This window comes from Leptolyngbya sp. AN10, assembly GCF_050565645.1.
Lineage (GTDB): Bacteria > Cyanobacteriota > Cyanobacteriia > Leptolyngbyales > Leptolyngbyaceae > Leptolyngbya.
Genome location: NZ_JBNXVP010000005.1, coordinates 281698 through 303377, shown reverse-complemented (window position 1 = coordinate 303377; position 21680 = coordinate 281698). Strand labels below are relative to the sequence as shown.

Genomic DNA, 21680 nt, shown 5'->3' with positions numbered 1-21680 from the left:
ATTGTCCAGTTTTCTGAATGAAGTTTTGTAGATGCAGCCAAAAATCAGTAAAGATTTGTGTCCTAGGGTTGAGTTGTGAAGCATCGCTAGTGAGAAGAAACCTCACAACTCAGCGATTCATTTAGGTTCAACCCATTTGCCATCGGATTTGATCAAATTGATTAGTTCGATCACACCTTGATCTTCTGGGACTTTCTTGATCTCGTCCCGTCCGCGATACAGAGAAATGTAGCCCGCCTGTTTACCAACATAGCCGTAATCCGCATCTGCCATTTCGCCAGGTCCATTCACAATACAGCCCATAACGGCAATGTTTAAGCCTGTTAAATGGCTCGTTGCTTCACGGACTTTTTGCAACACTTCTTCAAGGTTGAACAAGGTGCGACCACAAGACGGACAAGCGACATATTCGACCATTGTGCGGCGTAATCCCAAGGCTTGCAGAATGCCGTAGCAAACAGGAATTTCTTTCTCAGGAGCTTCAGTCAAAGAAACCCGAATCGTATCGCCAATTCCCTCAGCCAATAGCGTTCCAATCCCAGCGGTTGATTTGATTCGACCGTATTCGCCGTCTCCCGCCTCGGTTACACCCAAATGTAGCGGGTAAGCCATTCCCAATTCATTCATGCGCTTCACCATGAGGCGATTCGCTGCCAGCATGACCGGAACTTTCGAGGCTTTGAGCGAGAGTTCAATATTGTAGAAATTGAGCGATTCACAAATACGAATGAATTCCAGAGCCGATTCCACCATCCCTTCTGGGGTATCGCCATAGGTAAATAGCATTCGTTCTGCCAGCGATCCATGATTGACACCGATTCGCATCGATTTATTCTGATCGCGCAGGGAGATCACTAAAGGTTCGAGCGTTTCACGGATTTTTTCACCGATCGCATCAAATTCTGCTTGTGTGTAATCGGTTGTTTTCGCTTTTTCAAAAACGTATAAACCTGGATTAATTCGCACGTTATCAACGTACTTCGCTACTTCGATCGCGATCTTCATTCCATTGTGGTGAACATCGGCAACGAGTGGGACGGGTTGGTAAGTCTTGTAAAGTCGATCGCGAATTTCTTCCATCGCTTTCGCGTGCGCCATACTTGGAACCGTGACGCGCACAATTTCACAACCAATTTCATGCAGGCGACGAATTGCCGCAACTGAACCTTCAATATCGAGCGTATCTTCGTTGATCATCGATTGAACTGCAACGGGATGATCACTTCCGATCGAGATGCTACCAACGGGAACGGAACGAGTTTTGCGACGATGAATGGTGGTGTCAGTTGAGTACTGAACAACAGGAGTAGCCGATACGATCGGGGTGGGCAAGGTTTGCATAACGCGGTGGTAATAGCTCGATAGCAAAAAAGACAGAATCCTACAGATAGGAGTTTCTGTCTTTCAGATTGCCATAGAAATGCACGCTTTGACCGATTTTTCGGTCGGCTTAACCTCGACATAACCGAGATTCTTGTTTGACAGAACCTGCCATTGCTGCATATTGCAGGGTCATAAAGGCGCGGAGGTCTTCTCGATCGTATTTTGAGGCGAGCAGTAGTCGTAACTGATTTTCGGCTTCGATCGAGAGAAGTCCGGTTGTGAGCGCTTGTTGAACTACTTCGCGTATTCTTGCCATATCAACACCCCATCAGCCACAAAGGAACAAAGATTAATAGGAACAAACTCTGGACTTGATGCAACTTCTAGAAATTGCAGGTTCGAGCGATGACTTGCAGAGCTAGACGAAAACCAATGGATGAAATCTTAGAGGAATTTACCTGAAAAAAACGGTATCGATGTGAACAAGTTTTAAATTTGCGCGATCGCTCTAGCCCAGAGTAGCTCTGGACTTGGTGCAAAGCGACGTATGCAAAATTGGAAGGTTCCCGCAGTTGAGAAAACAGTTTTTACCGTGTTACCTGTTTCAATTGCTTCAATGTTACTCCGGAAAAATTAGACAAATTCACGTTTCTTCAAAGTATCGCGCCCTTGCTTGTGGAAGTGATGTAACTTTATTAACCTTCAGCGGGCGGTAACTCTAGAGCGATCGCGCCTAAGTTTCCTTTGCGAAAATCAGTCAAAATCTGTCTTGCGGTGCGTTCGACATCGCCTTTATAGTTTTGCTCTGCCAGAGTTTTGAGATAGCTCTCTCCGGTGAACCTGTCGATCGCGAGTCCATATCTCGATTCCAATGCGGCTGAGGACGATTGCAGTAGATCGATTAACGATGCGGCAACCCGTTGATTGTCATAAGCGGCTTCTCCGATGTCATCACAAATCGCTAATTTAATCGCGGCTGCCTGATTTGTGAGCTTGTTTGGCAGTACTCCAGGAGCATCGAGCAATTCAATTTGATCAGAAATTCTCACCCATCTGAGTTGTCGTGTCACACCTGCGCGACGGGCACTTTCAACCACACGCCGTTTCAGTAAGCGATTGATTAATGCAGATTTGCCGACATTTGGAAATCCGATCACAACGGCTCGAACGGGACGGGTGAGCATACCACGATCGATCCGACGCTGGTTCATTTTTGCGCCTGCGATTTGGGTGGCTTTCGCGATCGTTTCAATTCCCTTCCCATGTTGAGCATCCGTAAACAGCGGTTCTTCTCCCCGTTCTTCAAACCATCGAATCCACTGCTCTTTGGCTTTCTGTGGAATCATATCGACCCGATTCATCACCAAAATTCGCCCCTTTTCTCCGATCCATTGATCGACTTGCGGATGATGAGTCGAGAGCGGAATTCTGGCATCCCGAACTTCTAGCACGACATCAACGCGCTTGAGTTGTTCAAGGAGCGCTCTTTCGGCTTTGGCAATGTGACCGGGATACCACTGGATCGGGGGTGAAGACATGGAATTAGTTCTCGAAAAGTTGAGCGGGAGTGAGTTGAAGTTGGGGAAATTGAGGGGAGACGATTGTGCGATCGTCCTCAAATACTCCGACTTCAGTGTATTCTTCACCTTCGAGGGTGAGGGCTGTAATCGATTGATTCTCGCGATCGATTAGCCAGTATTCAGGAATTCCGCGTTTGGCATATTGGGCGCGTTTTCGGATTAAGTCACGATCTCGATTCGCTTTTCCAGGACTCAGGACTTCTGCCACGAGTTGAGGAGGCGGCGCATCGATCAGAATCGTGAGTCGTTTCTGAGTTAAGCTCAGATGCACTGGATCGAGAACAACTAAATCAGGATACCGATTTGCTGCGTCTTTTCTTGCCAAAACCGGAACTTGAATTTCGCACGTATGCGGACGAATGAGCCGGGGTGGAATTCCTGCCTCTGCTAATTTCAGAAAGAGGAGATTAGGAATAAAATCATTCGGTTCCGATTCTGGTGGCAAGGCAAATAACTCTCCATCGATCAATTCATAGCGCTCGTCCGTACCGTCATCGAATTCCAGGTACTCTTCAAAGGTGGCAAATCTGGGTTTTGCTTGAGTCATAACGCTATGGAACTACAAGAACGGGACAGGGAGAAAGGCTGATCACTCGATTCGTGACGCTATCGGTTGCGCCTTCGGTCGTGAGTCCAAGACCGCGACATCCCATGATAATCAAATCCGCTTCCACCTCGTCAGCGACATCGCAAATGGTAAAAGCAGGTTTGCCTTCGCGCTCGATCGCATCGGCTTCAATTCCTTGATCTGAGAAGAGCGATCGAGCATTTTCCAATAGATTCGCCACGGCATCCGGGGAAGACATCGCATCGGGCTGATCCGCAGTCGATTCCACGACAGACAGCAAAATCAATCGGCTTTGATGAATTTTGACGATATCCGAAACGGTTTCGACGGCTTGACGAGACTCGCGGCTTTCATCGATCGGAAACAACACAGTTTTAAACATGATTTCAATCATCCGAACTTCTTCTACCAGCATTGCAGAAACTTCGATCGTAGGTGTCGCGATTAATGGAAAAATAAGAAATAGGTAGAAAGACTCATTTAGGAGCCAAGATCGTGCCGAAGAAGAGTGTTAATGATTTATCGTCCGCTGAGTTGCAGGGTAAGCGCGTTTTAGTCCGAGCAGATTTTAATGTGCCTGTGGATGAACAAGGCAACATTACCGACGACACGAGAATTCGAGCAGCATTGCCCACGATCGAAGCGCTCACGTCTAAAGGTGCAAAGGTGGTTTTGTCGAGTCACTTTGGTCGCCCCAAAAATGGTCCTGAAGATAAATATCGGTTAACTCCGGTGGGCAAGCGCCTTTCAGAATTGCTCGGTAAACCCGTGGTCAAAACTGATGATTGTATCGGTGACGAGGTGAAATCGAAAGTCGAGGCGATGCAGCCTGGAGATGTGCTGCTTCTGGAAAACGTTCGATTCTACAAAGAAGAAGAAAAGAACGATCCGGCATTCGCTGAGAAATTAGCATCGATCGCTGATTTGTACGTGAATGATGCGTTTGGAACCGCTCACCGCGCTCATGCTTCGACCGAAGGCGTAACGAAATTCCTCAAGCCTTCAGTGGCAGGATTGCTGATCGAGAAAGAACTGCAATATTTACAAAGCGCGATCGAGAATCCTCAGCGTCCGTTAGCAGCGATCGTTGGTGGCTCGAAAGTTTCTAGCAAAATTGGCGTGATCGAAACGCTGCTCGACAAAGTAGACAAACTGCTGATCGGCGGCGGAATGGTCTTTACCTTCTACAAAGCGCGTGGTTTGGCGGTTGGTAAATCGCTGGTCGAGGAAGACAAGCTGGAACTGGCGAAAACCTTGGAAGCGAAAGCGAAAGAAAAAGGCGTTGAACTGTTACTGCCGACTGATGTGGTTGTGGCTGATAACTTTGCGCCGGATGCGAACACTCAAACCGTGAGCGTCGAGAACATTCCTGATGGTTGGATGGGATTGGATATCGGACCAGATTCTGTGAAGACTTTCCAAGCCGCTTTGGAACAGTGCAAGAGCGTGATTTGGAATGGACCAATGGGCGTGTTTGAGATGGATAAGTTTGCGAAAGGAACCGAAGCGATCGCGCATACTTTGGCAGAACTCACACCGAAAGGAACCACGACGATTATTGGTGGCGGTGATTCTGTTGCAGCCGTTGAGAAGGTTGGCGTGGCAAGTCAAATGAGCCACATTTCGACGGGTGGCGGTGCAAGCTTGGAACTGCTCGAAGGCAAAGAGCTTCCGGGAATTGCAGCGCTTGATGAAGCGTAAGACTGTTTGAATCTTAGAAATAACCCGCTTTGCAGATTTGGTTGCGAGGCGGGTTATTTTCTCAATTTTGTGAAGGGGTGTCTTGTTGTTGGAGTTGGTGGATTTCTTCGATGGATAATCCTGTTGAAGATGTAATGAGGTCAATGTCTGCGCCTCTTCGTAAAAGATTCAGTGCGATCTCTCGCTTAGTCTCTTTTTGGGTATCGCTCACGATGGCACGATAAACTGAGGATTCCTGCATAATGTCTCTCCGCACAATACGATTGACGATTTCATTTTCTAATTTTAACCCGGCTAAAATCCCGGATGCTGCCATCAAATTCGCTTTTACTACCGGATCTGAAAGTCGATCGACAATCTGAGCCGCTTGACGTAACGTTTCTTCTGCATCGGCGCTTTGACCGAGAACCGCAAACGGAATCAGCCCAGGATATTGCAAGAAGAGTGACGCGGGTTGCTCCCAGAGGCGAATCACTTCAAACTCATGATGTGTAAATTCCATTGAGAAGCTCGTTTGATAAACCCGTTCTGATGCCGTTTGCTTCAGATAAATCACGACCTGCCGCATCGGTTTGGCTGGGTCTTTGCGGTACATTCGCACCCGATAATCCAACATTCGGAATGGAACATTGTCTTTCGGTAGCGTTTGAAATTCAAGATGCAAAACGGACTCAGTTAATTCCAATAGAATCAGGGCATCGGCTCGAATTGGGTCGAGGGAGAGTTCGGAAGGCTGAATTTCGGTCAGTGTGATTGGTTCACCGAGTAGCCAACTGGCAAAGTCGGCTGAGAAATGCTCGGCAAGGAAGCGGCAAGTATCGTCGTACATTGGAAATAGTAAGATTGTACGCTCTGAAAGGTTAATGATTGTTGTGGAGCGATCGCGCTTGATTGGGGCTTGAGATAGCAATCGGGCTTAATCAGTGAAAAACTCGTCATATAGAACGGCGTAATCTACTTCCCAAAGAATTTTGCAGGGTAGGGAGCCTTTCGGAGAGCCTAGATCAAATTCTCTGTGGTAGTAAGCGGGAGGCTCAGAAAAAGCAATCCGATCCAAAAACTCAGCACGAAAACGACTCCTTTGCCAAATTTTATTCTGAACACTGAAGCCAAATTGCCCCTTACTGTACTTCACCCAAAGCTGATCAATTCTGTGAACATCTGCTTTGGGAAGGCAACGTGTTTGCACTGCATCAAGCTTAGAGTAGGGAAGATTGATAAGACCTCGCATCAGTCTATACGTTTCCTTATCAGCCCTTTTCCATTGCTTTGTTGCCAGTAAAGACCTGAGTTTTTGATAACTGATTTCAGAATTTTGTAGGCGTTCGTTTAGCTTCTTTTTCTCTTCTTCAGACATTTGGGATGCAAATTCTTTCTGCTTGTTTTTAGTAGTCTCTTCTGCTTTCTTCTGCGCCTCTTCTTGCTCAAAAGCTTCTTTTCGTTGCTGCTGAATCTCGCGAAGAACTGAAGTATATTGCTCAATTACTTCTTTAGGCAAACCATCAAATGAAATTTCTGGCTGAAAAAGCTGAGGTTCGTAAGCGACATTGAGATTCAAGTAATACCAATCAGTAATAAAAGCTGCTAACAATTGGTGAAATTCAACGATCGTTTGGCGAATCTTTCGATAAGCTTTTTGCTCATCTAAGCCTTCTGATTTGAGTTCTTCGACCGCTTTTTCCCAGTCCCAAGGCTGCATATCGAATTGTGTAATTGTGCCTTGCAATCCCCAAAATCCAATATGGAAATAAACCTGGTAATCAGTAATGTCTGTGTAAATCACAGCGGTTGGAACAGCACCTAGAACGATTTGCAACCGTCTTACGTCTGCTGCTGCGATCGCGTTCTTGAAATAGTCGCCATAAAACTCGATCGGACAGAATTGATTCTGCGAATAATGATGACTCAAAAATATGCGAGTGTTGTTATCAACTTCGCGACTGAGATTGTTCCGGAACGATTCAGGACAATCTGGGCTAACATTTGGAGGCGCAACCAAGATTAGTAAATGATGATTGTTCTGACCTAGAATCTGTTGTGTTTCCTCTCTACTGAGTCGAGAACCCCAATTATCTCTATCCCAAATCAATTGAAGCTCATTCCGCTTAACCTCATTGTTTTTGATTTGTACTTCTGACAAAAGTTCAATCAATCGCTTGTTAAACTGCAATTGTGCTTGCAATTGTTGTTCTTGATTTCGCTGTGATTGTGCAAGCTGTTGCTGATAGAGTTGCAAAGCTTCTGAATAGCGTTGATTCTGTTGGACTGAAGAAACTAAACCTGGTGTACTAGAAGATGTATGGGGTAACGCATTTCTAAGCGTCTCAACAAGACGACTAGCACCATCGATGAAAGCAGTTGCGGCAGTAATGTATTGAAGAACCATTGTTCAGTACGAATTTTGTGGAGTTGCTACTGGCAAGTGTGCCCTGAGCTAACAAATGCTTAACCGAACATTCTCCAAACACCAAAAGACGATCGCACTTTGCTTAACTCGGTCGGTGGCGTTAGAACAAATGACCGAAAGCGCGATCGTCAAAAAATAATTTTCTTATCGATTCCAACTTAGTCGCGGTGTTGCGACTCGCAGCTTTGCATCAGACAGCGCTCAAGCAGTTCGACGCGGTAATGATACCAATAGCGGCGCGGGTTGAGAACCAGTGGGTAGGCAAGATGGAAAAGTGGCTGGTTCAGATATTGCCAGAGGGGAAAATGGGGTTTTGCTGTAAACATGAGGAGCCATCATTTGAAGTATCAGGTGAGGGCAACACTAAGGAAAATCTCAGTCGTTTGCCGATTCTAAGATGGCAAATTTAGACCCCTACCTTCCTGGTAAGGATCGCGGAACCTATAAGAGCGATCGCGCTCTAAATTTCAGTGATCCTATTGAGAAGTTTCAGACTGCAATAGGGTCTGCAACGATTTTCCTAAATATTCATACTGTTGAATTGTGTTGTAAATCTGAGCAGAGATGCGAATGAGTCGCTTCGGGGATTGGGGGAAAGGTATGATCGGGACTTCGATGTTGAATTTCTCGTACAAAGCATCTTGAAGCTCGATGTATGAGCCATCTGGTAGCAGAATTGTGGCAAGTGAACCGATCATTTCTTCGGGGCAAGGGGGCGCTACGTTGAGCAGGTCACAGAGAAGTTTTCGAGCGGATAGCGCTTTCGATCGATTATTTGCTCTCAGTTCTGCCCAACCACCGGGAAGCAGCGAATTCATGAACTCGATCGCGCTTGGGACAGTGAGATAAGCAGTCGGGTCATCGGTTCCCATCCAATCGAATTCAAGCTGAAATCTGGAGCGATCGCGTCTCGGAGAATTTGCACCGTGACTGATTGTAAGCGGTCGAATTTCGGCTTGCTTGTCTTTTTTCACATACAGAAAAGCGGCTCCCTTCGGCGCACACATCCATTTGTGACACGTACTTGCATAATAGGTCGCGCCCAGTTCGGTTAGATTCAAATCCACCATTCCAGGGGCATGAGCGCCATCGATTAGCGTATCAATTCCGAGATCGGATAAAGCTTGGACAATTTGAGCGATCGGAAAAACCATTCCAGTCTGACTTACCACATGATCGATTAAGGCAAGTTTTGTTCGATCGCTCACTTTCGCCAAAATTGCTTCAGTCACTTGGCTAGGAGAACCGATCGGAAAAGGCACTTCAGCGACGACTACTTTTGCTCCCGATCGTTCTGCTACAAAATCGAGTGCATTTCGACAGGCGTTGTATTCCTGGCTGGTTGTAAGAAGTTCATCGGAAGGGGAAAAAGAGAGCGATCGTAAAACTGCATTTACGCCCGTCGTTGCATTGGGAATAAAGACTAATTCTTCAACGCTTGCGCCCACAAATGCGGCTAATGCTTCTCGTGCTTGGTCAAGTAACGGCTCAAATTCTCGTCCTAAAAATCGGAGCGGTTGCCGTTCTAATCTTGATCGAAATTCTTGTTGAACTTCTAAGACTGGAATCGGACAAGCTCCGAAAGAGCCGTGATTTAGAAATGTGCAATCTGGATCAAGTGACCAGAACTGTTTCATTTTAGTTAAACTCCCCAGACAGGATTCGAACCTGTGACCAATCGATTAACAGTCGATCGCTCTACCGCTGAGCTACTGAGGATTGCGCTCGTTTGCGAATTTGATAATAACAAGAAAGTACAAAACTTTGCAAGTTATTTTTCAAAATTGCTCAAATCGCCAATCGGACAGCGGGATATGGTCAAATGAAAAAACCGCGATCGAGGCAGATCTCATGGTATCAGACCCCCCATTGATTCACCGTTTACTGAAAATTTCTCGTGCGATCGACCGATTCAACGAAATCATCGGACGCTTGACGCTGTGGCTTGTGTTGCTGATGGTGGCACTCGGAGTTTGGAACGTGATCGGGCGATATGTCGGAAAAGCGATCGGGCAAAGTCTCACCTCGAATTCGCTGATCGAAGGTCAATGGTATGTGTTTGACTTGGTGTTTTTGCTTGGAGCCGCTTACACGCTGAAACACGATGAACATGTGCGAGTTGATGTGTTTTACAGTCGGTGGAATCGGAAAACGAAAGCACTGGCGGATTTTTTGGGGACGATCTTTTTCCTGATTCCGTTTTGTGTTCTGGTGATTTATTTTTCGTGGGGCACGATCGTGGAATCTTGGATCACGCAAGAAGTTTCACCTGATCCCGGTGGATTGCCGCGCTACCCGATTAAGACCATGATTATCGTCAGTTTTGCGCTGCTGATTGTGCAAGGAATTTCAGAACTGATTAAGAACTGGGCGATTTTTCGTGGACATCTACAGGAGCGTGAATAATGGATTTTTGGAATCAATATGAGATTGTTTTCGATTCAGAGTGGCTCGGTCCGATGATGTTTCTGGGGGCGCTCGTTCTATTGTCGTTTGGGTATCCGGTCGCATTTGCGCTGGGGGGAGTGTCGATCGTATTTGCAATCATCGGTATCGTCTTAGGCGTATTCGATCCGATATTTCTCACAGCGATGCCGCAGCGAATCTTTGGAACGATGTCGAACTATACGCTGCTGGCGATTCCGTATTTTATTTTCATGGGATCGATGTTAGAGCGATCGGGCATTGCAGAACGATTACTCGAAACTGTAGGAATCCTGCTTGGTAAGCTTCGGGGCGGATTGGCGTTAGCGGTCGTATTAGTGGGCGCATTGTTAGCGGCAACGACGGGAGTAGTAGCGGCAACGGTTGTCGCAATGGGATTGATATCGCTGCCGATCATGCTGAGATATGGATACAACAAAGAATTAGCAACCGGAGTAATTGCAGCATCGGGAACGCTAGGACAAATTATTCCGCCGAGCGTGGTGCTGGTTGTATTGGGCGATCAGTTAGGGGTTTCGGTTGGGGATTTGTTTGTGGGATCGGTGATTCCTGGATTGATGATGGCGGGAGCGTTTGCGCTGCACGTTTTGATATCGGCTTGGATTCGTCCGGATATTGCGCCTGCATTACCTGAAGAAGTGCGGAAAGAGTTTGGCGGTAAAGGATTTTTGGGACGGGTGTTTAATGCGATCGTGCCTCCTTTAGTTCTCATTCTGCTCGTTCTCGGTAGTATCTTCTTCGGATATGCGACACCGACCGAAGCGGGCGCAGCTGGAAGCTTAGGCGCGATCGTACTTGCGGCATTGAATCGCCAATTAAGTTGGGAATCGATCAAAGGCGTGTGTGATGTGACACTCAGAAATACGGCGATGGTCGTGTTTATTTTGTTTGGCTCGACTGCGTTTAGTTTGGTATTTCGGGGACTGGATGGCGATCGCTTTGTGTTTGATGCGTTGACAAACTTGCCCGGTGAAGAAGTCGGATTTTTGTTTGTCAGTATGTTCGTCGTGTTTTTGCTCGGATTCTTTATCGATTTCTTCGAGATTTGCTTTATTGTGATTCCGCTGTTTGTGCCTGTGGCGCGTCAGTTAAATCTCGATTTAGTTTGGTATGGAGTTGTTTTAGGTGCAAATTTGCAAACCTCGTTTTTGACTCCGCCATTTGGGTTTGCATTGTTTTATCTGCGGAGTGTTGCACCTGAAGGAGTGACGACTGCCAACATTTACAAAGGCGTGATTCCGTTCATTCTGCTGCAATTGTTGGTGTTGATTTTGATCATCGTCTTTCCGGGAATTGTTAGTTTCTTGCCGTCGATCGCTAAAACATGAGACTGTAAAGTTTAGTAGCATTCCGGTCAGCAACAATGTATCTCACTTGGCTTGATAGTAATTCTTGGCTGATTGAATTAGCAGACAAGCGAATCCTGCTCGATCCTTGGCTGGTTGGGGAATTGTTCGGCGGTATTGGCTGGTTGTTTAAAGGGAAACGATCGAGCGATCGCACCATTCCCGAAAATATCGATCTAATCTTGCTCTCTCAAGGCATCGAAGATCACGCTCATCCTGAAACATTGAAACGGCTCGATCATTCAATTCCAGTTGTTGCTTCTCCGAGTGCTGCAAAGGTGGTACAGGAAATTGGTTTTACATCGATCACAGCTTTGAAGCATGGGGAAAGTTATACGATCGATCAATTCGTCCAAATTCAAGCCACAGTTGGATCGCAATTAGGACCTGGCACACAAGAAAACGGCTACTTGCTAACCGAACTACCCACAGGCGTAACGCTTTACTACGAGCCACACGGGAATCATCCTTCAGTATTGCCAAGTCCGATCGATGTTGTGATTACACCGCTGATTGATCTCGCATTGCCATTAGTCGGTTCAATTATTAAAGGAACTGAGAGCGCATTAGATCTGGCGAAACAAGTTCAGCCGCAAGTCATTCTGCCGACCGCAGCAGGTGGAGACATTGAATTTGAAGGAATCTTGATTCCATTGCTTAAAGCGATCGGAACAACAGAAGATTTTCGATCGAAGCTCGTTCAAGCCAATCTCAACACTCAAGTGATTGAGCCGAAACCTGGAGAGCGGTTTGAGATTTCGGTGCAGGCAGGTGCGATCGCAAATTCGCTTTAAGAGGATGTTTGAAAAGTATAGAAAGACTCTTCGCTGCGATTGCGTTCCGCCCGTGATTAGAAATCACGGTCTATCGGAGGAAGTCCACTAAAGGGGACTAAAAGCCAGTCGTCAGATCCTCTTCAGTCTGTTTCAACGGACTTTGTTCCGATAGCCCCGAATTCCATTCGAGGGGCGATTCAGGCGATGAACGATTACTTTTCAAACATCCTCTAAGAGTTCATGTTGCTTTCTATTGCTTAAAATTACGAACTACGATCGTCAAATTAAATATTCCTGAATCCCCTCAGCCGTTCGTTTACTTAGTGTTATCGTTCGTGAAACTGTATCCATTCGGAGGGCAGTCATGAGCTACTTTCAAGAAGCGAAAGCTCACTTTATTGCATCTCATCAACATCCAATCAATCAAGCACTGCATCATTTAACTAATCTGCTTGCGATCGCTGCTGTCATTCTTCTATTTATTGACTGGCGATTGACGATCGTATGTTTAGTCCTCACCCAAGTGTTTGCTTTGGGCGGTCATGCAGTGTTTGAAAAAAACGAGCCTGCATTTGTCAAATATCCCGGTATTACGATTCTCGCTTCTTTGTCTTGGTCATTTGATCATTGGTTTGGCTTTCGAGAACTCCTGCAACGCTTCAACGCACACTCATAATATTCACTCTGGAGATATCGTTTATGTATAACGGCATATTCGTGATTGATGCTGATGCTCATAAATTGGAGAATCCGCTAATCATTCGCGATTATATTGAACCGGAATATCGCGATCGCGTTAGTTTAATCGTGGATAATCTCGGCGATCAACGAATGCGAATCGTCGATTTCAATCCTGCAACTGGACAAAACGATTTGGTGCGCCTGTTTCCGCAACCTCAAGGATTGGGCAAAGGTGGATTCCGGAACTTGCACCCGGAAACGACACTCGGAGCCGCCTTCAACCGGATTCGCCTCGAACACATGGATCAAGAGGGAATCGATGTGCAGGTGATTTTCGGAACTTGGAATCTGAGTTTTGGCAGTTATCTCGATCGAGATTTAGCCGTTGCACTCTGCAAAGCGTACAACAATTACATTGCTGATGATTGTCGTGGATATGATGGACGACTGAAAGCGATCGGGGTTCTGCCGATTCAAGATGTCGAAGAATCCGTGAAGGAAATGCGGCGGTGTGTGGAAGAACTGGGACTCATCGGGGTAGCAGTTCCGCCCAATATTGCAATTCCACATCCGAAAGCACCCGAAGCTTTCCCTGAAGTTCGCACTTGTAAAACGATTTCGCATCCCGATTTTGACCCGATTATCCGAACTGCGGTTGAACTCGACATTGCACTTGGAATTCACGGTGGTCCCGGTTCGTACATGGTCGGTGGCTTGTCTGATCACACTGAAACGTTTGTCTTGAGTCACATTTTTGTGCAGCGCAATCAGCAGCAGTTAGCACTTGCTCGAATGGTCTTCGATGGCGTGTTTGAGCGTTATCCAACGTTGCGAGTAGGATTCCTTGAAGGCGGCTGTGGGTGGCTTCCCGATTTGGCTCATGCGTTTCATGAACATTGGGAAAAACGGATTCGCGACTTTGACCCGAAACACCCATATCGTCCATCTGCGATCGAGTTCACGAAACTGATGATTCAAGAACGCGGCGCACATAACAGTAGCAGCATCGTCACGCAGGCGAAAAACCTCTTCGATTTGCTTTGGACAAAACAGCACGACCCAAGCAAAATCGATGATTCCAGCTTGTACGAGCATTTCGATCTAAAACATCGTGATCCGATGGATTACTTCGATCGGGGTCAGATCTTTACCTCGTTTGAATCGGATGATCCGGCTCCTGCTTACCTGCCAATGGCGATGGGTGAAATGGGTAAGCGGTTGACTTGTTTCTCTGGGGATTACGGGCACTGGGATGGAGTTTTGCGCGACTGTGTAAAATCGGCGGCTGAAGTTTCGGATTACGATCGTGCTCATTTGGAACTGCTCTTGAGCGGGAATGCTTTGGCATTGTATGGCGATCGACTTAGAAACTCTCTGCCTCAGTCCTCGAACTTGGTTGGAGCAGCGGTTTAGATCGAAAAATGGCGCAGAGGTGCTAGTCATCTCTACGCCATTCTGAGAGGGCGTTTTAAAAGTATAAAAAGGCTCTGCGCTCACGTTGCCCTCCCGCCCCGGAATAGAATTCGGGGCTAACAGAACGAAGTCCACTGAAGGGGACTAGGAGCCAATTTCAGGATTTTCAGTCCCGTTTACCGGACTTCGCACTGTTAGCGCCGACTTCCAGTCCGGCGCGGATGAATGCGTCCGAACGGCTACCTTTAAAACATCCTCTAATCTCTACTCAGCTTCAGAAATTAGTGTCCATTCAGCGAAATAGATTCAAAATCTTTCTCATGATGTTGTGCTGAAAACCGCTTCTCCGGGTCAATTCCCTTGAAAGTCGGCGGCAACCAGACTCGGACAATCAGCAGAAATGCTAACGCCATCAAAAAAGAACAAGTCGCCAGAACTTGAGTCCAATGTACTTCCAAGATTCCGCGCACCAGGACTTCTCGTAAAACCGAAACGATCGCAACTTCGACTGCAACCCCGATCGAGATTCGCTGCTCTTGCAGATAGATAATTAACAATCGAAACAACTCAACCAGAATCAGCAAAAACAAAATATCTGCCGTGACTTCATGAAAGTGCAGCGGGGGAAACAGAGAAATGAACATGGCGCGTAATTGAATTACCATTACGCAGAACAATCCGATACATAACGATACGACGATCAGATCTTGAACCGTCTCTAATGCTTTGACGACATGATTTCGGCTGAAATTTGCAGACCATCGATCAGTTTCAGTCATAGGTGTAAACGATGGCTTAATCGAATCCTGCATTTCGTACTCCTTGATATGAGACTGATTCCTATTTAAGTTGAGTGAAGTTTATATTTCAAGAGACTTTACATCAGAGTGCTTTATCGATTTCATCAAGGATCGATGTTCCATTTCTAAGAAAACTGTTACAGTAAATCTGCATTTAGAAACGGCGATCGATATGACTAGAGCAGGCGTGGGGATTCGCACCGCCCAAGCGCGATCAGAACGCATGACCGGACAAATTCATGTCTATGACGGTGCAGGCAAGGGAAAGTCTCAGGCTGCATTAGGCGTGGTGCTGCGCTCGATCGGGCTGGGAATTCAAACTTTTTCTCAAACACGAGTGTTACTTCTCCGATTTCTGAAAGGTCCTGGACGGACGTATGACGAGGATGCGTCGATTCAAGCGCTGCAAAGAGCGTTTCCGCATCTAATCGACCAAGTTCGGACGGGACGGGGAGAATTCTTCGGAGCCGATGAGATTACGAAGTTCGATCGACAAGAAGCTCAAAGAGGATGGGATGTCGCGAAGGGTGCGATCGCATCCGGACTTTATTCGGTCGTCGTAATGGATGAACTGAATCCAGTGCTGGATCTTGGATTGCTTGCGGTTGATGACGTAGTGAGAACGTTAAAACACAAGCCCGATCACATGGAAGTGATTGTCACGGGTCGGGCTGCACCACAAGCTTTGATTGATATTGCCGATCTGCATTCTGAAATGAAACCGCACTATCATGTGGCAAAAGAGGAAGGCATTGCAGGAATTGAAATCTACACGGGTGCAGGGAAAGGAAAATCGACGAGTGCATTAGGAAAAGCATTGCAAGCGATCGGGAAAGGCATTAGTCAAGATAAGTCGCATCGCGTGTTAATCATGCAGTGGCTCAAAGGCGGAAGCGGATACACCGAAGATGCGGCGATTAATGCACTCAGACAAAGCTATCCGAGTTTGGTTGATCATCAGCGATCGGGTAGAGATGCGATCGTCTGGCGTGGTCAACAGCAAGAATTAGATTATGTCGAGGCGGAACGCGGTTGGGAAATTGCACGAGCCGCGATCGCATCGGGATTGTATAAAACTATTATTCTGGACGAATTGAACCCGACAGTTGATCTAGAACTATTACCCGAAGAACCGATCGTACAAGCTTTGTTAAGAAAGCCGCGTGATACGGAAATTGTAATTACTGGACGCTGTAAGAATCCGCCTGCTTACTTTGATTTAGCAACGGTTCACTCGGAGATGGTCTGTCACAAACATTACGCAGAGAAAGGAATTGATCTGAAACGGGGGGTCGATTTTTAATGATGCGATCGTGAACTGCCTGATAGGATGGAAAAGCTGAAAATTAAGGGAGCGCCAATATGACTCGCGCAATCATGGAAACGGATAAAGGCACAATCAACCTTGAGTTGTTTGATAAAGATGCGCCAAATACCGTGAAGAACTTTGTGAATTTAGCAAATAAGGGATTCTACGATGGCTTGGCGTTTCATCGGGTGATTCCGAATTTTATGATTCAGGGCGGTTGTCCGAATACACGCGAAGGCGCGTCGGGAATGCCTGGAACGGGTGGACCTGGCTATAAGATTAACTGCGAGATCAATCCGAATAAGCATCAGGCTGGAAGCTTATCGATGGCTCATGCAGGACGCAATACGGGCGGAAGTCAGTTCTTTATCTGCCATTCTGCACAGCCCCATTTGGATGGCGTTCATACGGTGTTTGGTAAGACTGAAGATATGGATATCGTGAATGCGATTCGTGGCAACGATCGTATTTTGTCGGTGAAGATTGAGGCTTAGAACTGTCTAAGAGGATGTTTGAAAAGCCTGAAAGTTTTCGTTTTCTCGCTTCGTTCGATTTCGCCCCGGAATGAATTCGGGGCTATCAGGGGAAAGTCCTTTTCAAAGGACTAAGGAGATTTATCGAAAACAAATTACCCGCTGTCTTCGGCTTCGCTCAGTCAGCTAGAGATCGCGCCCTGAGCGAAGCCGAAGGGCAGTCTTTCAAGCGGTAAGCTCTTTCGTAGAAATCTCCTAAAGACGTGAGTTTTATCGGCTATTAGTCCCTTCAGTGGACTTCGTTCGGTTAGCCCCGAATTCCATTCCGGGGCGAGAAGACATCGCAGTGAAGTGACTTTTTACACTTTTCAAACATGCTTTTAGGTTTGCTGGGAGATGTGCAATCTTTCAGCAAATCTTTTATAGAATCCTATTATCACTAAGATTTTTCGACGACTCGCCCGATGAGTATCAACTTCTGAATCTTTAAGAATAGGTTTACATCATGACTCTAACAATTCCGATTAATGCGATCGAACTTGCTCCCGGCAGCATGATGAGCATTTACAACCTATCGTGGCAGGACTTTGAAACCCTGCTCACAGACTTGGGAGAAAGCCGAAACACCCGCATCGCATACTATCAAGGCACATTAGAAATTGCGTCTTCACCTACTATCTACGAACGCTCTCATCGAATTATTACTCACATTCTCACAACCTTATTAGAGCTACGAGGACGCGACTGGGAAAATTTTGGCTCCACAACACTCAAACGTCCCGAAGTTGCTGGCATTGAACCTGATACCTGCTTCTACATTCAGAATGCTGCACTCGTTCAAGGCTGCACTGATCTAAATCTAGACAACTATCCGCCACCCGATTTAGCCATTGAAGCTGATGTTACCTCAATCACCGTAGTTAGTGCTTACGAAGCGATGCGCGTTCCTGAAATCTGGGTCTACCGCAATCACACTCTCAAAATCAGTTTGTTGCAGGGAGATCGTTACGTTGAATCCTCTACCAGTCCCACGTTTCCAGAGCTACCCATCATTACACTGATTCCGCAACTGGTACAAACTGCGATCGCTCAAGGGACAAGCCGAATGTTGCGAGAAGTCAGACAACGATTTCGCCCTGTAAACGAATAGCAGTTTCAAACTCTGCCATATTTGGCGATCGCATAAGCCTCCGAATTGTCCTGATTCGTCAGCCATGCCCAGATCTGATCTCCATAAGAAAAGTGCCACCATTCATTCCAATGGCGCTTAAAACCTGCGGAGATCATACTTTTAGCCAAAATTTCTCGGTGTCGGTGATACGGTAAATCAGAATTCTCGAAGTGATTTGGAAACGATCTTGGAGAGATTTCATCGATTTCTGAACCCATGTCGATCGCATTTCCAGTTTCATCGAGCAATGTAATGTCGATCGCGGCTCCGGTACTATGTGGCGGCGGAGTGGCGGGATTTAAATTTGGCATTGCCCAGAATTGATAGACTTGTTGCTGGAATTCTTCTCTTTGCGTCCCGGATAGTGTTTCTAAATCGAGTCCGTTCGCATTGACTAATTCTTTTAGCGTGTAATCAACCATAAATTGCTGAACTGCAACCGGACGATACGCATCAAAGATTTGAATCTTCCAACCGGGTTGCAGTTTTTGAAGCTGAAAATTTGCAATCAGTAAGCGATCGAGAATCCCCTGTCTTACAAAAAAGGGAGAGCGATCTTCATACGGTGCGCCCAATTTTGCATACGGATGTGGAGTGACTCGTGCAAATTGTTGGGGAAGCTCAACTAACGGTTCATTGCATTCAGCGATCGCGATTGTTTGATACGGTTTCATCATTTCTTCTCTGGAACAGGATCATAACCACCGGGATTGAAAGGATGACAGCGGCAGATTCGACTGGCTGTGAGCCAACTTCCTTTAAGTGCACCGTGAGTGTTGAGAGCTTCGATCGCATATTGCGAACAAGTGGGATGAAACCGACAACTCGGCATCAATAGCGGCGAAATAGCAACTCGATAGGCTTTGACGAGTCCGATTAGTAGAACTTTCATACAGAGAACAGGCAGTGATATAGCGGTAGAAGTTTAGAGTAGGACATCCTCGGAGTTGCCCCCAAACCCCCAATTCTGGGGGCTTAAGACTCTTGCTCCCCCAAACTTGGGGGCTGGGGGGCTTTCTAGAGTGTCTTAACTGAGATAAGTATGGCTATCGTTCGATCGTAAACGAAAAACTCCCCGGATGGGTACTGCCTTTGCTCGATCGCGCCTTCCACCATAGAAACAAAGCCACGCATCAAGGAGAGCTTTGTGTTTACCAACATTCGCGATCGTAGAACGCTTCAACTCTCGCAAGCCATCTCAGCCACAGACATCGCAGCCGCTCGAATTCCACTCGATCAGGTCAAATGGATTAATCCTGATCTAGCCTCTAAAATTGCACTGATTCGCGAACCGATCAACGGTGTTCCGCGCAATCAAATCACTGTTCCGATTAGCTTAGATGGAACGGTCAGCGATGAAGTTCTGTTTGAAGCTCCAACGGGTGGAACGAAGTATTATTTGCCGCGATATCGAGTGTCTGAACGCAATCAACAAATTCAGATGCTCATGGCAGAAAGTCCTCAAGGTTGGAGTTTGACGATTCATCTTGAGAAATATCCGGCTCCGGTGATTCAGGAACAAGCGCGATCGGCTCAAGAATTGAATCATTCTACCAGTGTAATTTTGCAGCATCGCCTTGACCCGAATGATCCGAATGCTGGACAAAAAGAGCTAATCTTTCAGGAAATTACACCAGAACCGGAAGGAATCAAAGCGGTTTTACAACTCTCTTCGCTGGCAGAACGGGGTTTAGTCTATCAAGCTTTGACCAATACGGCTTATGCTGCGATGTTAACAGTTCGTCGATCGACAAAAATCGCACTTCCACTTTCTCAAACTGCGACTTCGATCGTGTCTTCTGGAACGGGAACGATTCGCGGAACTTGGAGCTTTAACTTTGATACAGGAACAGAAGCGACAGGCGATGTTTTTTGGCAGCAAGAAACGGACGTATTGCGAAAGATGACTCCAACAGGCAATGCTCAGATTGTGAGCTTGGGAATGCGCGATTTTGATGCGATTACTGTAGATGAACTGCGATCGCTGTCTTATAGTTCTAATCCAATTGATGGCTCGATCGTAGTTTGGCGGAAACGGCTTCCGATTGATATTGTTGATCGAATTGATAGAGTTGGAAGACCGATTGGCGGCATTGATCCGGGAAGAGTGAGTCCGAAAAACGAGCTTCTTAGAGTCGATGTTGTAAGTCGAATTCCGGTCGATCGAATTAATCGACTTCCTATCGATCGAATTCCGGTGAAACGTCCTCCCATTGTGATTTCTGATGATCCTGCACCAAACCGCACGAACAATCTAACAAATGGAAGCGTTTTCGCAGTTAGAACAAATGGTGGTAACTTTGCCAAAGTTCAAGTCATTGAATATGGCTATAATCTTAAGATTCAATGGATTACATATCGTCCACCGATTGAACCTCAGTTTCGCGAAACAACGCGGGTGCTAGATGTTCAGAGCGAATACCGTCCGTTTGTTTTTCCTCCAAGTCTATATCCTTACATCTATCGCAATGTAACCGACAACAATACCAGCTTTAAGCTTGATTTTCGTCAATCGAACGGTTACAGCTACTATCAAGATCCGGCGGAACGTCATGTATTTTACTATCTGCCGGATAGCTTCAAATTAGTGCGTCGTCCAGAGAGTCCGCACTATCCCATGCTATCGATGGAGTTTCAGCCGATCGAAGGCTCTGAAGAGATGCAAGTCTCGATCGAGTTCTGGGCTTATCCTCATGTGAATCCTGCTCGATTGGTAGCAGCGGCAAGAGATTTAGAGCAATACATCCCCCAACCTTCTCCGGGTGTTGAATTTAAGCCGCTAGTGACTGAAACTTCTCCTCAGTTGTTCTTAGGACTGCCGAAAGAAGATGGTTCGCTGGACTATCGAGAGCGATCGAATGTTTTAGTCGAGATGCGAAGCGGTTTTCGCGATTCTTGTACGCTTTCAATGAAAGCCTTTCAGAAGATTTACAATGCTTTGTTTACTTCAACGCAACTGTTTCAGGGACAAGTAAAAGTAAGCTTACCGAACAGTAAGATCGAAGTAATTCCGTTCATTGCTCAAGTCGATGATATGGTCGGAGAAATCTTTGATGTAACTCAGTCGATCGACATTACTACCGGAACAATTCAAGTCACTTTGAAGAATGCGATCGAGAGTCCCATTCGGCTCAATTCCCTCTCTGCCAGAATCAATACAAACCTACAAGTCCAAGCCACGATTACGGGTCTTGCTTTCCCGATCGATCTTGCTCCGGGTGCTTCAATCAATCTCACGGTAAATAGTTCAATTCCGCTCAATAATAGTTCTCAAGCTGTTTTCGATTTTAGTGGTGTTGATGTCATTGCCGATCGAGAAGCAATCTGGAGTTCGATTGTTCGACTTGATTCAACTGCAACTTACAAGCGCAAACTTGAAGTCAGAACCGTGAATGCTATTTTTGGCGATCGTATTGCAGCGATTAGCATTGATCTCAAATCAGGCACTTCTATCACCTTCCTGCGCGATACAACTCCAGATCGATTGATTGTTCAAGCTGATCTGGTTACACCTGTTCGCGATTGGATTTTGAACAAGGTAGATACCGGGAGTTATGACTATCGATCGCAAGTGATTCTCAGCAATGGAACGAGTCTTGAAGACACAGCAGGACAATGGCGATCGGAAAGTCGAGAACCGTTATGGATTACGGCTGAGAAGCTGCCGCCAATCGCTTAGGAGGTCAT

21 protein-coding genes and 1 tRNA gene are annotated in these 21680 nt (G+C 46.4%); 10 read left to right on the top strand and 12 right to left on the bottom strand.

The annotated features are described in order from the left end of the window. Positions 1–117: 117 nt before the first annotated feature. The 5 genes from ispG to ACQ4M5_RS09720 form a co-directional block, all read right to left on the bottom strand. Positions 118–1341 (bottom strand): (E)-4-hydroxy-3-methylbut-2-enyl-diphosphate synthase, encoded by a 1224-nt coding sequence (ispG, locus tag ACQ4M5_RS09740; RefSeq protein ID WP_430675386.1) that lies wholly within the window; start codon positions 1339–1341, stop codon positions 118–120. A 109-nt stretch (positions 1342–1450) separates the two neighbouring features. Then, positions 1451–1639 carry a hypothetical protein gene (locus ACQ4M5_RS09735; protein WP_430675385.1) on the bottom strand — a complete coding sequence of 63 codons (189 nt, stop codon included), beginning with the start codon at positions 1637–1639 and terminating at the stop codon, positions 1451–1453. Between the two features lie 379 nt (positions 1640–2018). Continuing rightward, entirely contained in the window at positions 2019–2861 is an 843-nt protein-coding gene (gene ylqF / locus ACQ4M5_RS09730; RefSeq protein ID WP_430675384.1) for a ribosome biogenesis GTPase YlqF, read from the bottom strand. A gap of 4 nt (positions 2862–2865) precedes the next feature. Continuing rightward, entirely contained in the window at positions 2866–3450 is a 585-nt protein-coding gene (locus tag ACQ4M5_RS09725; RefSeq protein ID WP_430675383.1) for a Uma2 family endonuclease, read from the bottom strand. A gap of 4 nt (positions 3451–3454) precedes the next feature. After that, positions 3455–3886, bottom strand: coding sequence for a universal stress protein (locus ACQ4M5_RS09720; protein WP_430675382.1), 432 nt, complete (start codon positions 3884–3886; stop codon positions 3455–3457). Between the two features lie 80 nt (positions 3887–3966). Between ACQ4M5_RS09720 and ACQ4M5_RS09715 the strand changes: the two genes are divergently transcribed. Then, on the top strand, positions 3967–5172 hold the full coding sequence (locus tag ACQ4M5_RS09715; protein ID WP_430675381.1) for a phosphoglycerate kinase: 1206 nt from the start codon (positions 3967–3969) through the stop codon (positions 5170–5172). 61 nt (positions 5173–5233) lie between these two features. Here ACQ4M5_RS09715 and ACQ4M5_RS09710 read toward each other — a convergent pair whose 3' ends face one another. The 4 genes from ACQ4M5_RS09710 to ACQ4M5_RS09695 all read right to left on the bottom strand — a co-directional run bounded on the left by ACQ4M5_RS09710 (position 5234) and on the right by ACQ4M5_RS09695 (position 9298). Continuing rightward, positions 5234–6082 (bottom strand): Rpn family recombination-promoting nuclease/putative transposase, encoded by an 849-nt coding sequence (locus tag ACQ4M5_RS09710; protein WP_430675380.1) that lies wholly within the window; start codon positions 6080–6082, stop codon positions 5234–5236. A 6-nt stretch (positions 6083–6088) separates the two neighbouring features. Beyond that, a complete protein-coding gene (locus ACQ4M5_RS09705; RefSeq protein ID WP_430675379.1) occupies positions 6089–7558 on the bottom strand; it encodes a GUN4 domain-containing protein in 1470 nt (489 codons plus the stop codon). A gap of 497 nt (positions 7559–8055) precedes the next feature. Next, a complete protein-coding gene (locus ACQ4M5_RS09700) occupies positions 8056–9216 on the bottom strand; it encodes an aminotransferase class V-fold PLP-dependent enzyme (protein ID WP_430675378.1) in 1161 nt (386 codons plus the stop codon). A 10-nt stretch (positions 9217–9226) separates the two neighbouring features. Beyond that, positions 9227–9298, bottom strand: a tRNA-Asn gene (locus tag ACQ4M5_RS09695). A 132-nt stretch (positions 9299–9430) separates the two neighbouring features. On the opposite strand from ACQ4M5_RS09695, the gene ACQ4M5_RS09690 reads away from it, so the two are divergent. From ACQ4M5_RS09690 to ACQ4M5_RS09670, 5 genes are all read left to right on the top strand, one after another. Then, complete coding sequence (locus ACQ4M5_RS09690) at positions 9431–9985, top strand: TRAP transporter small permease subunit (RefSeq protein ID WP_430675377.1); 555 nt, start codon at positions 9431–9433, stop codon at positions 9983–9985. Next, entirely contained in the window at positions 9985–11352 is a 1368-nt protein-coding gene (locus tag ACQ4M5_RS09685; RefSeq protein WP_430675376.1) for a TRAP transporter large permease, read from the top strand. The genes ACQ4M5_RS09690 and ACQ4M5_RS09685 overlap by 1 nt, the downstream gene beginning before the upstream one ends. A gap of 35 nt (positions 11353–11387) precedes the next feature. Further along, complete coding sequence (locus ACQ4M5_RS09680) at positions 11388–12164, top strand: MBL fold metallo-hydrolase (protein ID WP_430675375.1); 777 nt, start codon at positions 11388–11390, stop codon at positions 12162–12164. A gap of 346 nt (positions 12165–12510) precedes the next feature. Next, positions 12511–12822 (top strand): Mpo1-like protein, encoded by a 312-nt coding sequence (locus ACQ4M5_RS09675; RefSeq protein ID WP_430675374.1) that lies wholly within the window; start codon positions 12511–12513, stop codon positions 12820–12822. Between the two features lie 23 nt (positions 12823–12845). Beyond that, positions 12846–14240, top strand: coding sequence for an amidohydrolase family protein (locus ACQ4M5_RS09670; protein ID WP_430675373.1), 1395 nt, complete (start codon positions 12846–12848; stop codon positions 14238–14240). 281 nt (positions 14241–14521) lie between these two features. On the opposite strand, the gene ACQ4M5_RS09665 is transcribed toward ACQ4M5_RS09670, so the two are convergent. Next, positions 14522–15052, bottom strand: a complete 531-nt coding sequence (locus ACQ4M5_RS09665; protein ID WP_430675372.1) for a phosphate-starvation-inducible PsiE family protein — start codon at positions 15050–15052, stop codon at positions 14522–14524. A gap of 160 nt (positions 15053–15212) precedes the next feature. On the opposite strand from ACQ4M5_RS09665, the gene ACQ4M5_RS09660 reads away from it, so the two are divergent. From ACQ4M5_RS09660 to ACQ4M5_RS09650, 3 genes are all read left to right on the top strand, one after another. Further along, a complete protein-coding gene (locus ACQ4M5_RS09660) occupies positions 15213–16343 on the top strand; it encodes a cob(I)yrinic acid a,c-diamide adenosyltransferase (protein ID WP_430675371.1) in 1131 nt (376 codons plus the stop codon). A gap of 59 nt (positions 16344–16402) precedes the next feature. Further along, entirely contained in the window at positions 16403–16843 is a 441-nt protein-coding gene (locus ACQ4M5_RS09655) for a peptidylprolyl isomerase (protein ID WP_430675370.1), read from the top strand. A 484-nt stretch (positions 16844–17327) separates the two neighbouring features. Further along, entirely contained in the window at positions 17328–17972 is a 645-nt protein-coding gene (locus ACQ4M5_RS09650; RefSeq protein ID WP_430675369.1) for a Uma2 family endonuclease, read from the top strand. A gap of 5 nt (positions 17973–17977) precedes the next feature. On the opposite strand, the gene ACQ4M5_RS09645 is transcribed toward ACQ4M5_RS09650, so the two are convergent. Beyond that, entirely contained in the window at positions 17978–18670 is a 693-nt protein-coding gene (locus tag ACQ4M5_RS09645) for a M15 family metallopeptidase (RefSeq protein WP_430675368.1), read from the bottom strand. Beyond that, complete coding sequence (gene yidD, locus ACQ4M5_RS09640) at positions 18667–18885, bottom strand: membrane protein insertion efficiency factor YidD (protein WP_430675367.1); 219 nt, start codon at positions 18883–18885, stop codon at positions 18667–18669. Before yidD ends, ACQ4M5_RS09645 begins: the two co-directional genes overlap by 4 nt. A 255-nt stretch (positions 18886–19140) precedes the next feature. Here yidD and ACQ4M5_RS09635 point away from each other — a divergent pair, with 255 nt between their 5' ends. Then, positions 19141–21672, top strand: coding sequence for a hypothetical protein (locus tag ACQ4M5_RS09635; RefSeq protein ID WP_430675366.1), 2532 nt, complete (start codon positions 19141–19143; stop codon positions 21670–21672). Positions 21673–21680: the final 8 nt, after the last annotated feature.

What these genes read in the sequence shown, in the direction of transcription:
- ACQ4M5_RS09705 (WP_430675379.1), bottom strand. Translation starts at nt 7,558, where the DNA reads ATGGTTCTTCAATACATTACTGCCGCAACTGCTTTCATCGATGGTGCT.
- ACQ4M5_RS09685 (WP_430675376.1), top strand. Translation starts at nt 9,985, where the DNA reads ATGGATTTTTGGAATCAATATGAGATTGTTTTCGATTCAGAGTGGCTC.
- ACQ4M5_RS09725 (WP_430675383.1), bottom strand. Translation starts at nt 3,450, where the DNA reads ATGACTCAAGCAAAACCCAGATTTGCCACCTTTGAAGAGTACCTGGAA.
- ACQ4M5_RS09700 (WP_430675378.1), bottom strand. Translation starts at nt 9,216, where the DNA reads ATGAAACAGTTCTGGTCACTTGATCCAGATTGCACATTTCTAAATCAC.
- ACQ4M5_RS09690 (WP_430675377.1), top strand. Translation starts at nt 9,431, where the DNA reads ATGGTATCAGACCCCCCATTGATTCACCGTTTACTGAAAATTTCTCGT.
- ACQ4M5_RS09660 (WP_430675371.1), top strand. Translation starts at nt 15,213, where the DNA reads ATGACTAGAGCAGGCGTGGGGATTCGCACCGCCCAAGCGCGATCAGAA.
- ACQ4M5_RS09680 (WP_430675375.1), top strand. Translation starts at nt 11,388, where the DNA reads ATGTATCTCACTTGGCTTGATAGTAATTCTTGGCTGATTGAATTAGCA.
- ispG (WP_430675386.1), bottom strand. Translation starts at nt 1,341, where the DNA reads ATGCAAACCTTGCCCACCCCGATCGTATCGGCTACTCCTGTTGTTCAG.
- ACQ4M5_RS09650 (WP_430675369.1), top strand. Translation starts at nt 17,328, where the DNA reads ATGACTCTAACAATTCCGATTAATGCGATCGAACTTGCTCCCGGCAGC.
- ylqF (WP_430675384.1), bottom strand. Translation starts at nt 2,861, where the DNA reads ATGTCTTCACCCCCGATCCAGTGGTATCCCGGTCACATTGCCAAAGCC.
- ACQ4M5_RS09720 (WP_430675382.1), bottom strand. Translation starts at nt 3,886, where the DNA reads ATGCTGGTAGAAGAAGTTCGGATGATTGAAATCATGTTTAAAACTGTG.
- yidD (WP_430675367.1), bottom strand. Translation starts at nt 18,885, where the DNA reads ATGAAAGTTCTACTAATCGGACTCGTCAAAGCCTATCGAGTTGCTATT.
- ACQ4M5_RS09670 (WP_430675373.1), top strand. Translation starts at nt 12,846, where the DNA reads ATGTATAACGGCATATTCGTGATTGATGCTGATGCTCATAAATTGGAG.
- ACQ4M5_RS09675 (WP_430675374.1), top strand. Translation starts at nt 12,511, where the DNA reads ATGAGCTACTTTCAAGAAGCGAAAGCTCACTTTATTGCATCTCATCAA.
- ACQ4M5_RS09645 (WP_430675368.1), bottom strand. Translation starts at nt 18,670, where the DNA reads ATGATGAAACCGTATCAAACAATCGCGATCGCTGAATGCAATGAACCG.
- ACQ4M5_RS09665 (WP_430675372.1), bottom strand. Translation starts at nt 15,052, where the DNA reads ATGCAGGATTCGATTAAGCCATCGTTTACACCTATGACTGAAACTGAT.
- ACQ4M5_RS09655 (WP_430675370.1), top strand. Translation starts at nt 16,403, where the DNA reads ATGACTCGCGCAATCATGGAAACGGATAAAGGCACAATCAACCTTGAG.
- ACQ4M5_RS09735 (WP_430675385.1), bottom strand. Translation starts at nt 1,639, where the DNA reads ATGGCAAGAATACGCGAAGTAGTTCAACAAGCGCTCACAACCGGACTT.